Origin of the sequence: Pseudomonas sp. ATCC 13867, assembly GCF_000349845.1 — a bacterium.
GTDB lineage: Bacteria > Pseudomonadota > Gammaproteobacteria > Pseudomonadales > Pseudomonadaceae > Pseudomonas.
In genome coordinates this window covers 4,841,879-4,854,252 of the sequence record NC_020829.1, presented here as the reverse complement: position 1 = coordinate 4,854,252, position 12,374 = coordinate 4,841,879, and the positions used below count along the sequence as shown (strand labels likewise).

The following is a 12,374-nucleotide window of genomic DNA, read 5'->3' as shown; positions in this document are numbered from 1 at the left end:
GGGTGCGTTTCGGGGCCTGCCACCGGTGCTAGCAAAAAAGGGAGGGCATGATACCCGCTCTCGATGACCGGATAAAGGCGAATCTGGATAAATTCTGAACAGCCGAAGGCTTATCACCCAGGGTTGGAAGACGAGCGGAACTGGCGCCGGACGGCCTTCTGAGCTATGCGCCGGATCACTCCGGCGAATGGAAGCTCAGGCTGTAGTTCACGGCCTTCGGACCCGGGTCGAGGATGTCCAGGGAAATATGGATCGGCGTCTGTGGCGGCATCTCGTTCTGCCCGGCCAGCTCGCCCGAAAGGTATTCGCTGGGCTTGAAGCGGCGGCTGGCGATCAACTGGCCGTTCAAGTCGGCGAAGCGCATCTCCAGCAGCGGGAAGGGCTGCGAGAAGTTGGCGCGGTTGTAGATGATCGCGTCCACCACCAGGGCGCCGCTGAAGTCCGGGTGGCTGCGCACCACCAGATTGCTGCTGCGGATCTGCTCCACGTCCACCTTGGAGGGCAGCGTGCAGCCCAGTTCCGGGCAGGCCTGGGCGAACCAGGGGCGGAACTGGTCCTGGCGGGCCAGTTCCTCGAAGTGGTAGGCGATGTACTGCCCGGCCAGGGCGGCCAGGGCCAGCAGCACCAGCAGCAGCCAGAACAGGCGGCGACCCCAGCGGCGCTTGGGTTTCTGCCAGTCCAGTTGCAGCGGCTCGTCGCTCAGGTCCTGCAGGCCGTCGTTGCGCAGTGCGGGGTCGGCACGATGACTGTCGGTACGCGGGGCGGCGACGGTGGGTTCGTCGTCGTGGTCTTCCTCGACGTGCTCGGGCTCGTCGTCGTCGCGACGGGCGCTGAAGGTTGGCAGTCCGTCATCATCATCCGTGGTGTCGATGCGCGACGTGGCTGGCGCTGCTGCTTCCGGCTCCTGTGCGGAGGCGGGAGCTTCGTCAGGCGGGGGAAGAGGGCTGGAGGCCGGCTCTTCCGGCTCGTCGGCCGACCGGTGGTCGAGGCTGGGCTCCTGGCGGGCGGCGCGGTGGCTGCTGGGCTGTTCCGCTTGCAGCAGGGCTTCGGCCCAGCGTTCGTCATGCGGGTCGCGCTTTTCGTCCTGTTTGACCTGCAGTGCTTCGCTGGGGCCGGGGGCGCGATCGATGCTGAGGAATTCCTGGGACAGCTCGAACTCATCCAGCTTGGCCAGTTCTTCATCGAGGTTGAGGTTGTCCAGATCCAGATCGTCGTGGATCCACAGCGTCTCGTCCTTCTTCGCGGAGGCGGTTTCGGGACTGGCCGATTCGTCGGTGACTGGCGCCGCCGCCATGACCGGGGCTGCCGGGGCTGCCGCCACTGCGGGCGCTGGCTCGGGGCGAGGCTCCGGCCGGGGTTCCGGAACAGGGGCGGGCGTGGCTTCCGGCATGGGCTTGGGGGCGACGATTTTTTCCGCGACATCACTGGAGTGCCGCGCCGCGTGGGGAGCCAGCGGCCAGCCGAGGGTGGCGGCGCCGGAGACGGGGGCGGGGACCGGTTGCGATTTTTCCGGGGCGAAGGCGGTGAAGGCCGGCGCAGGGACGGGCGCTGCCTCGGCGGTGGCGGGTGCCGCCGGTTCGATCGCGGGTTTCGGCGCGGGTGCAGGCGTCGGCGACGGCGGACTGACGGGGGGCGGAACCACGGCCGTCAGGATCGGGGCCGGTGTCGACTCGCCCAGCATGTTCTGCGGGGCGTTGAAGACCTTCAGGCAGGTTCCGCAGCGCACCGCCCCGCTGGCCGCGCCCAATTGCGCCGAGTTGACGCGGAAGCGGGTCTGGCAATGGGGGCACTGTGTGATGAAGCTGTCACTCATGCGGCGGTCCGGCGAAAAACAAACGGTTAGTCTAACCCAAGCCCCTTGCGGCGGGCACTCAGCGGCGGCGACCGGTAATGCGGATCCAGCCTTCGTGCTCGGCGGTCGGGTCGAGGTCGAAGGCGCCGGCATAGGCCGCGCGCACTTCCTCGGCCTGCTCGGCAAGGATGCCCGAGAGGGCCAGTCGGCCACCGGGCTTGACCAGCCCGGTGAGCTGCTCTGCCAATGTGACCAGCGGACCGGCCAGAATGTTCGCTACCAGGACGTCCGCCGGCTCCTTTGGCAGATCGGCGGGCAGGTAGACGGGGAATCTGGCCGGGTCGATGCCGTTGCGCGAGGCGTTGTCGCGGGAGGCTTCCAGCGCCTGCGGGTCGATGTCGGTGCCGGCGGCGCGTTCGGCGCCCAGCAGCAGCGCGGCGATGGCGAGGATGCCCGAGCCGCAGCCGAAGTCCAGTACGTACTGGCCGGCCAGCTCCTGGCTGTCCAGCCACTGTAGGCAGAGCGAGGTGGTCGGGTGGGTGCCGGTGCCGAAGGCCAGGCCCGGATCGAGCAGCAGGTTCACTGCGTCCGGCTCCGGCGCGTCGTGCCAGCTGGGCACGATCCACAGGCGGCGGCCGAAACGCATCGGCTTGAAGTTGTCCATCCAGCTGCGTTCCCAGTCCTGGTCCTCGATCCGTTCGATCTGGTGCTGCGGCAGCTCGCCGCCGGTCAGCAGGGTGAGGTGGGCGAGCAGCGCGGCTTCGTCGGTATCGGCTTCGAACAGTGCGAGCAGGTGGGTATGGCTCCACAGCGGGGTGGTGCCCAGGTCCGGCTCGAAGATCGGCTGGTCTTCGGCGTCCATGAAGGTCACCGAGACGGCACCGACTTCCAGCAGCGCATCTTCGTAGGTTTCCGCCTGATCCGGGGTGATGGCGAGTCGGACTTGGAGCCAGGGCATGGGGCGGGACCTCGATGCTGCTGAAAGGACGACGGGCCGTTTGGAAGGCCCGCAAATAAAGGCGGCAAGCTTACTGCACGGCACCCCGCCATGCCAGCGTGCGGGGGCTGCAAAGCACAAGGGCCGCCCGGAGGCAGCCCTTGTGTCGAAGGTGAAGCAGGCTTTCAACAAGCGCTTAGTGCTTGTCCATGCCCAGCTTCTTCTCCAGGTAGTGGATGTTCACGCCACCTTTGCAGAACTCCTTGTCGCGGACCAGATCCTTGTGCAGCTCGGTATTGGTCTTGATGCCGTCGACGATCAGCTCGTCCAGGGCATTGCGCATGCGCGCCAGGGCTTCGGCTCGGTCCTTGCCGTAGGTGATGACCTTGCCCACCAGCGAGTCATAGTTCGGCGGTACGGCGTAGCCGCTGTACAGGTGCGAATCGACGCGCACGCCGTTGCCGCCCGGCGCGTGGAAGTGCTTGACCTTGCCAGGGCTCGGCATGAAGGTCTTCGGGTCTTCGGCATTGATCCGGCATTCCAGCGCATGGCCACGGATGACCACGTCTTCCTGGCGGATCGACAGCTTGTTGCCCGAGGCGATGCTGAGCATTTCCTTGACGATGTCGATACCGGTGACCATCTCCGACACCGGATGCTCCACCTGGACGCGGGTGTTCATCTCGATGAAGTAGAAGCGGCCGTTCTCGTAGAGGAACTCGAAGGTGCCGGCGCCACGATAGCCGATCTCGATGCAGGCCTGGACGCAGCGGGCCAGCACTTCTTCGCGGGCCTTCTCGTCGATGCCCGGGGCTGGGGCTTCTTCCAGTACCTTCTGGTGACGACGCTGCAGGGAGCAGTCGCGGTCGCCCAGGTGGATGGCGTTGCCCTGGCCGTCGGAGAGCACCTGGACTTCCACGTGACGCGGGTTGGTCAGGAACTTCTCCAGGTAGACCATCGAGTTGCCGAAGGCCGCGCCCGCTTCGGTACGGGTCAGCTTGGCGGACTTGATCAGGTCTTCCTCGTGGTGCACGACGCGCATGCCGCGACCACCGCCGCCACCGGCGGCCTTGATGATCACCGGGTAGCCAACCTCGCGGGCGATCGCCAGCGCGGTCTCTTCGTCTTCGGGCAGCGGGCCGTCGGAGCCCGGTACGGTCGGCACGCCGGCTTTCTTCATGGCGTCCTTGGCGGACACCTTGTCACCCATCAGGCGGATGACGTCGGCGCTCGGGCCGATGAAGGTGAAGCCCGAGCGCTCGACCTGCTCGGCGAAGTCGGCGTTCTCGGCGAGGAAGCCGTAGCCGGGATGGATACCCACGGCACCGGTGACCTCGGCCGCGGCGATGATCGCCGGGATGTGCAGGTAGGACTGCGCAGCCGGGGCCGGACCGATGCAGACCGCTTCGTCGGCCAGCGACAGGTGCATCAGTTCGCGGTCGGCGGTCGAATGCACAGCCACCGTCTTGATGCCCAGCTCCTTGCACGCGCGCAGGATGCGCAGCGCGATTTCGCCGCGGTTGGCGATCAGTACTTTTTCCAACATCGCAGGCTCCCCGCGGCTTAAACGATGGTGAACAGGGGCTGGTCGAACTCGACCGGCTGGCCGTTCTCCACGAGGACTTGACCGATCACGCCGCTGGTCTCGGCCTCGATGTGGTTCATCATCTTCATGGCTTCGACGATGCACAGGATGTCGCCTTTCTTCACGCTCTGGCCGACTTCGACGAAGTTGGCGGAGGTCGGCGAGGCGGCGCGATAGAAGGTGCCGACCATCGGCGAGCGCACGGCGTTGCCGTTGAGCACCGGTGCGGCCGGAGCGGCTTCGGCGGTCGGGGCTGCGGCGGCAGCGACCGGAGCGGCTGCGACGGGAGCCGGGGCGTAGGCCGGGGCGGCGGCGTAGACCGGCTGGGCGGCGGTCTTGCTGTGACGGCTGATGCGTACGGACTCTTCGCCCTCTTTGATCTCCAGTTCGTCGATGCCGGATTCTTCGAGCAGTTCGATCAGTTTCTTGACTTTACGGATGTCCATCAGTGTTCGCTCTCCCAGGTGAGGTCACGGGCGTTCAAGTTGTTCGAGGGCGGATTCCAGGGCCAGGCGATAGCCTGTGGCGCCCAGACCGCAGATCACCCCTACCGCCACGTCGGAAAAGTAGGAGTGATGCCGGAAAGGTTCGCGTTTGTGCACGTTGGAAAGGTGCACTTCGATGAATGGGATGCTCACTGCGAGCAATGCGTCACGTAGGGCGACACTCGTATGCGTGAACGCGGCCGGATTGATGAGGATGAAGTCCACGCCTTCGTTGCGCGCGGCATGGATCCGGTCGATCAATTCGTACTCGGCGTTGCTCTGCAGGTGCATCAGGTGATGGCCGGCCTCGCGGGCGCGGCGCTCCAGGTCCTGGTTGATCTGCTCGAGGGTGACGGAGCCGTACTTGTCGGGCTCGCGGGTGCCCAGCAGGTTGAGGTTGGGCCCGTGCAGTACCAGTAAGGTCGCCATCTGGATGCTCTTGTCCTTCTTCATGGGCGGAAAAAGATAGGGCGGGACTATGCCGGAAAGCTGGCGTGACTGTCCAGTCATGCCGGTTTTGCCGTAGATGTCGGCATGTTGCCAGCCGATTACGGCAAAACCATTGCGGCGGAGGGCGCGAGCGCAGAGGGCTCAGCTGCGCGAGGAGGCCTGGCGCAGACGTTCGGCGAGGGTGGCGGCATCGGTTTCGCCGATGATGCGCAGATCGCTCCATTCGTCGCCTTTGGGCGAGAAGAACAGCAGCGCCGGCGGGCCGAACAGGTTGTAGCGGTCGAGCAGGGCCCGCTGTTCCTCGGTGCTGGCGGTCATGTCGAAGCGCAGCAGGACGAAGCCGGGCAGTTGCGCCTGGACTTCCGGGGTCGGCAGCACCTGGCGCTCGATGATCTTGCAGCTGATGCACCAGTCGGCGTACCAGTCCAGCAGCACCGGCCGACCGGTGGCCTGGGCGCTGGCCAGGGCGGCGTTGAGCTGGGCCGGGGTAGTGACGTTCTGCCAGTCGCCGGGTGTCGAGGTTGGCGGGCCGGCGTGCAGGCCCGGAGCGCCGCGGCCCAGCGGGTGCATCGGGTCGGATTCGCCGCGCAGGGCGCCGGTCCAGGCGGCTACGGCGTAGACCAGCAGCATCAGGCCGAGCAACTGGCCGAGGCGCTGCAGCGGCTTCTTCGGTCCCAGCTCCAGTGTGCCGATGGCCAGGGCGACGCCACCGGCCAGGGTGCCCCAGAGGGTCAGCGCCACGGGGCCTGCGACCAGGCGTTCGAGCATCCAGATGGCCACCGCCAGCAGCATCACGCCAAACACGTTGCGCACGCCGTTCATCCAGGCGCCGCTCTTGGGCAGCAGCGCCCCGCCGCCGACGGCGAAGATCACCAGCGGCGTGCCCATGCCCAGGCCCAGGGAGAACAGCAGCATGCCGCCGCCCGCTGCATCGCCGGTGCTGCTGATATAGAGCAGCAGGCCGGCCAGCGGGGCGGTGACGCAGGGCGAGACCAGCAGGCTGGACAGCACGCCGAGCGTGGCGGCGCCGGCGATGGAGCCGCCACGGGTGTTGTTCGCCATGTTGTCCAGGCGCTCGCGCAGGAAGCCTGGCAGGCGCATCTCGAACACGCCGAACATGGCGATGGCGAAGACCACGAAGAAGGCCGCGAAGGGGATCAGTACCCAGGGCGACTGCAGCATCGCCTGCAGGTTGAGCTTGGCGCCGAACAGGCCCATCAGGGTGCCGAGCACCGCGTAGCAGGCCGCCATCGGCAGCACGTAGGCCAGCGACAGCGCCAGGCCGCGCATGCCGCCCGGACGGCCGCGCAGCACGACCCCGGAGAGGATCGGCAGCATCGGCAGCACGCAGGGGGTGAAGGTCAGCGCCAGGCCCAGCAGGAAGAAGATCGCCAGGGCGCGGCCAAGCTTCTTGATCTTGCCCGGCTCGTGGTCGCCGAGCAGGCTGGCCAGCGGGCTGTCGCTGGTCGCTGCCTTGGCGGCGCTGCCACTGGCCACGGTGGCAGCCGCGGCGGCGGTGGCCAGGCTGGCGGCCTGGCCGTCGGCGATCCGCAGGCGGGTGGTTTCCGGTGCGTAGCACAGGCCCTTGTCGGCGCAGCCCTGGTAGCTCACCACCAAGGTGAAGGGCTTGTGCTGCGGGTTGTTCAGCGGCACATCGAGGTCGGTGATGGCGTAATAGACGATGGTGTCGCCGAAGTAGTCGTCATGGTGCTGCTTGCCCGGCGGCAGCTTCACCTCGCCCACGGTCACGCCGCTGCCGGCCGGCTCGACCTTGAAGCTGAAGCGGTGCTGGTAGAGGTAGTAGCCGTCGGCATTGATGAAGCGCAGCTTCACCTGCTGGCTGTCGCTGTCCTCGACGCTCAGGCGGAAGGCCTCGGCCACCGGGAGAAAATCGCCCTTGGCGGGCTGTCCGACGGAGAAGCCGCCCTTGTCGGCGGGCTTGTCGAACAGGCCAGCGGCAGCGGGCAGGGCGACGAGGAGCAGGAGCAGGGTGAGCAGGCGGCGCATGGACATCTCGCGGACTACGTAGGTGGCGGGCATGATAGCGGAAAGCGCCCGGCACGGCCGGGGCAGCTGTGACAAGAAGTGAGCAGGCCGTTGGGATTGCGCCGCAGGGCCCGTGTTCCCGTTCATCGACTGCGTCAATCGGCCGCGGATTGGCCAAAGGCCGCCAGCAGGTCGCTGGCGAAGGCCTGCTCGGCATCGCCGGGGTGCCGGCCACGGTGGCGGGTCAGGCTGAAGGCCACGTCGAATCCCAGCTCGCCCGGCAGCAGTTCGCGCAACTGGCCGCGTTCCAACCAGGACGCGGCGACATGTTTCGGCAGGTAGCCGACGTGCTGGCCGGAAAGGATGAACGACAGGCTGCCGTCCACCTGCTCGCAGCGTGCGCTGCTGCGGCTGGTCTGTAATGGCTGGTCGGCGTCGATGAAGCGGTAGGGGTGGTGCACCTGGTCGGCGTCGGCCAGGGAGTCGCGGCTGGGGCCGGGGGCGTCGAAGGCCGGGTGGCCGATACCGCAGTACAGGCCCTGGGGCTCGCTGAACAGCGGCACATGCTCCAGCGCCGACTGGGTGCCGGCGAAATAGCCGATGGCCAGGTGCAGGCGGTCTTGCAGCAGCAGGCGCTCCAGCTCGGCGGGCGTGGTGGTCACCAGCTCCAGCGTTACCGCCTCGTTGCGCTGGCGGAAGTGCCGGACCGCCTCGGACAACTGCGCCAGCACCCGTTCGTCGAGGGCTTCGGACAGGCCGAGGCGCACCTCGCCCAGCAGCTTGTCGGCGACCCCGCGAGCCTCGTTGCGAAAGCCTTCGATGGCGACGAACAGCCGGCGGGTCGCCTGCAGCAGGTGTTCGCCCTTGGGCGTCAGGCGGAAACCGCCCTTGCCGCGTTCGCACAGGCGATAGCCCAGGCGCGTCTCCAGCTTGGCCATCTGGATGCTGATGCTCGGCTGGCTCAGCCCGAGTTCGCCTTGTGCCGCGCTGAAGCCGCCGCATTCGACCACGGTGACGAACAGGCGCAGCAGTTGCAGGTCGAGGTCGCGCAGTTGGCTGAGCATGGCCGTCTCCAAACATTGTCCTGATGATATGCCAAAGTAATTAACTTTGTATTTTTGAAAAGTAAAGCTCCCGGCATGCTCGCCCCATAACCACAACAAAGCCGAGGCGATGATCATGCGTGCGTTCTTCCGGGCGACTCTTGCGGCCCCCCTTGTCGCGTTGCTCGTAGCCGTGCCCCTGCAGGCACAGGAACGAGTGCTCAACCTGTACAACTGGGCGGATTACGTCGGCGCCGATGCGCTCAAGCGCTTTCAGGCCGAGACCGGCATCCGCGTGAAGTACGACACCTTCGACAGTGCCGAGGTGCTCGACAGCAAGCTGATGACCGGCGCCAGCGGCTACGACGTGGTGTTCCCCGCCAGCAGCGGGCTGGCCCGGGCGATCCAGGCCAAAGCCGTGCAGCCGGTGGACAGCGCGCAGCTGAAGAACTTCGCCAACCTCGACCCGGAGCTGTTGGCCAAGCTGGCCACCGTCGACCCCGGCAACCGCTTCGGCGTGCCCTATACCTGGGGCACCGTGGGCCTGGCGATCAACAAGGAAGCGGTGCTCAAGCGCATCCCCGATGCTCCGCTGGACAGCCTCGACCTGCTGTTCAAGCCCGAATACGCCAGCCGTCTGGCCGACTGCGGCATCTCGCTGATCGACTCGCCCCAGGAAGTCATCAGCGTGGCGCTGAACTACCTGGGCAAGCCGCCCTACAGCACCGACGCGGCCGACCTCGCCCAGGTCCGCGAACTGCTGGCCAAGTTGCAGCCCAATGTGCGCTACGTCGCCAGCGGCAAGCACATCAACGACCTGGCCAACGGCACCCTCTGCGTCGCCCTGACCTACACCGGCGATGCGCTGATGGGGGCCGCGCAGGCGAAGCAGGCGAACAAGCCGTTCGAGGTGATCTACCGGATTCCGAAGGAGGGCACGCTGATCTGGTTCGACACGATGGCCATCCCGGTGGATGCCCCGCACCCGCAGGAGGCCCGCGCCTTCATCGACTTCATGCTGCGCCCGGAGTCCATCGCCGAGCTGACCAACACCCTGTACTTCGCCAACGCCAACCAGAAGGCCACGCCGCTGCTCGCACCCGAGGTGGCTGGCGACCCGGACATCTATCCGCCGGCCGCCATGCGCCAGAAGTTGTTCGGCGAGCAGTTGCTGACCTTGAAGCAGCAGCGCGAGCGCACCCGGCTGTGGACTTCGTTCCGCACCCGCACCTGAACTTCATTGCAGGAGCGGACTCTGTCCGCGATCCGGCCGACAGGCCGGTGCTGCAATCGCAGACAGAGTCCGCTCCTGCGAGAGCAACCCTGACCCACAGATGACTCAAGACGAGAACGCTATGGACCAAGCCCACGACAACGACCAGGCCATCACCCGCGATAGCCTTTACGGCACCTCCGCCGAAGCGACCTACGCCGGTATCACCAGCTTCATGCGCCGCCGCTATAGCCGCGACCTGCGCGGCGTCGACCTGGTGGTGAGCGGCGTGCCGTTCGATACCGCCACCACCAACCGTCCCGGCAGCCGCTTCGGACCGCGGGCGATCCGCGCCGCCTCGGTGCAGATGGCCTGGGCCCGGCATTTCCCCTGGGAGTTCGATCCCTTCGACCACCTGGCGGTGATCGACTACGGCGACTGCGATTTCGACCACGGCGTGCCGCAGGAAACCCCGGAAGTCATCGAGGCCCACGCCGCACGCATCCTCGATGCCGGCTGCGCGCTGCTGACCCTGGGCGGCGACCACTTCATCAGCTACCCGCTGCTCAAGGCCCACGCGAGGAAGCACGGCCCGCTGTCGCTGATCCACTTCGACGCCCACAGCGACACCTGGCCGGACGAGGATTGCCAGCGCATCGACCACGGCACCATGTTCTATCACGCCGCCCGCGAGGGACTGGTGGACCCTTCGCGCTCGGTGCAGGTCGGCCTGCGCACCACCAACGACGACGTGATGGGCTTCCAGGTGCTGGACGCCCGCGAGGTGCACCGCAACACGCCGCAGGCCATCGCCGAGCGCATCCGCGAGCGGGTGGGCGACAACCCGGTGTACCTGACCTTCGACATCGACTGCCTCGACCCGGCCTTCGCTCCGGGCACCGGCACGCCGGTGTGTGGCGGGTTGAGTTCGCACCAGGCGCTGGAAATCCTCCGCGCGCTGCGCGGCATCAACCTGGTGGGGATGGACGTGGTGGAAGTCGCGCCGCCCTACGACAGCGCCGAGATCACCGCCCTGGCCGGCGCGACCCTGGCGATGGAGATGGTTTGCCTGTACGCGGCGCGGCACAAGCTCGGCGAGCGTTGAGCCAGGCCTGAAAGGCGTTCGCGAGCAAGCTCGCTCCTACAAGTCGAGCTCCGGCATCTTCCTGTAGGAGCGAGCTTGCTCGCGAACCGCCCGGCACAAGAGCATCGCGGACGAAGTCGCTCCTACGCGAACAGAGCCGCCGGCCTCACACCCGAAACGCCCGCACCGCGGTATGCAACGCGCCGCCCAGCTCCTGCAGTTGCTCGCCCTGGCTGCGCCCCTGGCCGATCAGGCGCAGGTTCTCGCTGCCCAGTTCGTGGATGCGCTCGCTGTGGGAGCGGATCTCGCTGACCGCGCCACTCTGCTGCGCCGAGCCCTCGGCAATGCGTTCGGCCATGCTGGCGATGGTGCGGATGGCCTCGACCACCTCGTCCAGCGCGCCTTCGGCGGCACCGGCCTGGTTGGCGGTGACTTCGGCGTGCTCGACCTGGCTGCGCATCGCCTCCACCGATTGCCGCGCGGCCTGTTGCAGGCGGGCGGTGAGCTGCTGGATTTCCTCGGTGGCGCCGGCGGTGCGCAAGGCCAGCGAGCGCACTTCCTCGGCGACCACCGCAAAGCCGCGCCCTTGTTCGCCCGCGCGGGCTGCCTCGATGGCGGCGTTGAGCGCCAGCAGGTTGGTCTGCTCGGCGATGGAGCGGATCACCCCCAGCACGTTGCCGATGGTGGCCGATTCCTCGGCCAGGTTCTCGATGGCCTGGGCGTTGTTCTGCACCTCATCGACCAGCGCGCGCATGCCGCTGAGGCTGTTGCCGATCACCCGCTGCCCCTGCTCGACCGCCACGCCGGCGGCCTGGCTGGCCGATGCCGCCTGGCTGGCGTCGCCGGCCACCTGCCGGATCGCCGCTTCCATATGGCCCAGCGCATCGCGGATTTCCCCGGTGTCGCTGGCCTGGCGCTCGGCACCGGCGTGCAGGCCGCCGCTGAGTTCGGCCAGGGCGCGGCTGCTGCCGGCCACTTCCTCGGCGCGCTGGTGGATGGTGCCGACCAGGGTGCCGAGGAAGTCGCGCAGGCGGTTCAGCGATTCCTGCAGTTCCACCAGGTCGCGGGTACGGGTGGCCAGGGCGATGGGTTGGTTGAAATCACCCCGGGCCCAGGTCGAGAGCGCCGGCACCAACTGGCCGAGCACGCGCGCCAGGCGGCGCTGCAGGGTGTCGATGAGCAGCGCGGTGGCGAGGATCAGGGCGATCAGCGCGCCCTGGATGACGCGCACCTGCGCCTGGATCTTCGAGCGCTCCTCGCGGACCTGCGGCTCCAGGGTCGCCAGGGCCTGCTGCACGGCGCCCAGGCGCTGGGCGGTGGCGTTGGCCAGCTCCTGGCGCTGGGCGATCAACTGGCGGGTGCGGTTCAGTTCGTCGGGGTAGCGGCGCAGCACGCTGGCGAGATCGCGCCTCAAGGTGACGCCACGGTCCTCGCTCTGCGCCTCGGCGGCCGGCTGGGATTCCAGGCCCATCATCGCGGCGAAGTCGTCGGAGGCTGAGGCCTGTTGTTCGAGGACGCCGAGCAGGGGCAGGGCGTCGATGCGTTCTGCCAGTTGGCGCAGGCTCTCCAGCTCGCGCAGGGTGTCCTCGGCCAGTGCCGGGTTGCCGCTTTCCACCAGCTTGGCGCGGGCGTGGGCCAGGCGGGTCAGGTGCAGGCTGGCCTGCAGCAGCGGGGTACGGTATTCGGCGGCGGCGGGGTGCTGGCTGGCGTCGGCATAGGCGCCGAGCTGGTCCAGCGCGGCCAGCAGGTCGCGTTCGGCCTGCAGCAGCAGACCCTGCGGGTCGCCGGCCAGCTTGCCG

Annotated in this window: 9 protein-coding genes and 1 pseudogene; 2 read left to right on the top strand and 8 right to left on the bottom strand. The window is 67.7% G+C overall.

Going from position 1 to position 12,374, the window contains the following annotated elements; genetic code table 11:
- Positions 1 to 175: 175 nt before the first annotated feature.
- The 7 genes from H681_RS21800 to H681_RS21770 all read right to left on the bottom strand — a co-directional run bounded on the left by H681_RS21800 (position 176) and on the right by H681_RS21770 (position 8,299).
- Positions 176 to 1,813: a DUF3426 domain-containing protein gene (locus H681_RS21800; protein WP_041712206.1), complete on the bottom strand. Its 1,638-nt coding sequence runs from the start codon at positions 1,811 to 1,813 to the stop codon at positions 176 to 178.
- A gap of 58 nt (positions 1,814 to 1,871) precedes the next feature.
- A complete protein-coding gene (gene prmA / locus H681_RS21795) occupies positions 1,872 to 2,750 on the bottom strand; it encodes a 50S ribosomal protein L11 methyltransferase (RefSeq protein ID WP_015479058.1) in 879 nt (292 codons plus the stop codon).
- 175 nt (positions 2,751 to 2,925) lie between these two features.
- Positions 2,926 to 4,275, bottom strand: a complete 1,350-nt coding sequence (gene accC / locus H681_RS21790; protein ID WP_015479057.1) for an acetyl-CoA carboxylase biotin carboxylase subunit — start codon at positions 4,273 to 4,275, stop codon at positions 2,926 to 2,928.
- A 17-nt stretch (positions 4,276 to 4,292) separates the two neighbouring features.
- The gene (gene accB / locus H681_RS21785; protein WP_015479056.1) at positions 4,293 to 4,760 is read right to left on the bottom strand and encodes an acetyl-CoA carboxylase biotin carboxyl carrier protein; all 468 of its coding nucleotides are present in this window, start codon (positions 4,758 to 4,760) and stop codon (positions 4,293 to 4,295) included.
- Positions 4,761 to 4,784: 24 nt separating this feature from the next.
- Positions 4,785 to 5,228 (bottom strand): type II 3-dehydroquinate dehydratase, encoded by a 444-nt coding sequence (aroQ, locus tag H681_RS21780; RefSeq protein WP_015479055.1) that lies wholly within the window; start codon positions 5,226 to 5,228, stop codon positions 4,785 to 4,787.
- Positions 5,229 to 5,390: 162 nt separating this feature from the next.
- Positions 5,391 to 7,256, bottom strand: coding sequence for a protein-disulfide reductase DsbD (locus tag H681_RS21775; RefSeq protein WP_041712205.1), 1,866 nt, complete (start codon positions 7,254 to 7,256; stop codon positions 5,391 to 5,393).
- A 134-nt stretch (positions 7,257 to 7,390) separates the two neighbouring features.
- Positions 7,391 to 8,299, bottom strand: coding sequence for a LysR family transcriptional regulator (locus tag H681_RS21770; protein ID WP_015479053.1), 909 nt, complete (start codon positions 8,297 to 8,299; stop codon positions 7,391 to 7,393).
- Positions 8,300 to 8,408: 109 nt separating this feature from the next.
- Between H681_RS21770 and H681_RS21765 the strand changes: the two genes are divergently transcribed.
- Together H681_RS21765 and speB are read left to right on the top strand one after the other, a co-directional pair.
- Positions 8,409 to 9,512 (top strand): polyamine ABC transporter substrate-binding protein, encoded by a 1,104-nt coding sequence (locus H681_RS21765; protein WP_086009576.1) that lies wholly within the window; start codon positions 8,409 to 8,411, stop codon positions 9,510 to 9,512.
- A gap of 121 nt (positions 9,513 to 9,633) precedes the next feature.
- Complete coding sequence (gene speB, locus H681_RS21760; RefSeq protein WP_015479051.1) at positions 9,634 to 10,596, top strand: agmatinase; 963 nt, start codon at positions 9,634 to 9,636, stop codon at positions 10,594 to 10,596.
- Between the two features lie 145 nt (positions 10,597 to 10,741).
- Here speB and H681_RS27300 read toward each other — a convergent pair.
- A pseudogene (locus tag H681_RS27300) lies at positions 10,742 to 11,257 on the bottom strand (methyl-accepting chemotaxis protein); the annotation flags it as partial.
- Positions 11,258 to 12,374: the final 1,117 nt, after the last annotated feature.

Excerpts from the sequence above, each read along its gene's own strand:
- H681_RS21800 (WP_041712206.1), bottom strand. The coding sequence starts at position 1,813 with ATGAGTGACAGCTTCATCACACAGTGCCCCCATTGCCAGACCCGCTTC.
- prmA (WP_015479058.1), bottom strand. The coding sequence starts at position 2,750 with ATGCCCTGGCTCCAAGTCCGACTCGCCATCACCCCGGATCAGGCGGAA.
- accC (WP_015479057.1), bottom strand. The coding sequence starts at position 4,275 with ATGTTGGAAAAAGTACTGATCGCCAACCGCGGCGAAATCGCGCTGCGC.
- accB (WP_015479056.1), bottom strand. The coding sequence starts at position 4,760 with ATGGACATCCGTAAAGTCAAGAAACTGATCGAACTGCTCGAAGAATCC.
- aroQ (WP_015479055.1), bottom strand. The coding sequence starts at position 5,228 with ATGGCGACCTTACTGGTACTGCACGGGCCCAACCTCAACCTGCTGGGC.
- H681_RS21775 (WP_041712205.1), bottom strand. The coding sequence starts at position 7,256 with ATGCGCCGCCTGCTCACCCTGCTCCTGCTCCTCGTCGCCCTGCCCGCT.
- H681_RS21770 (WP_015479053.1), bottom strand. The coding sequence starts at position 8,299 with ATGCTCAGCCAACTGCGCGACCTCGACCTGCAACTGCTGCGCCTGTTC.
- H681_RS21765 (WP_086009576.1), top strand. The coding sequence starts at position 8,409 with ATGATCATGCGTGCGTTCTTCCGGGCGACTCTTGCGGCCCCCCTTGTC.
- speB (WP_015479051.1), top strand. The coding sequence starts at position 9,634 with ATGGACCAAGCCCACGACAACGACCAGGCCATCACCCGCGATAGCCTT.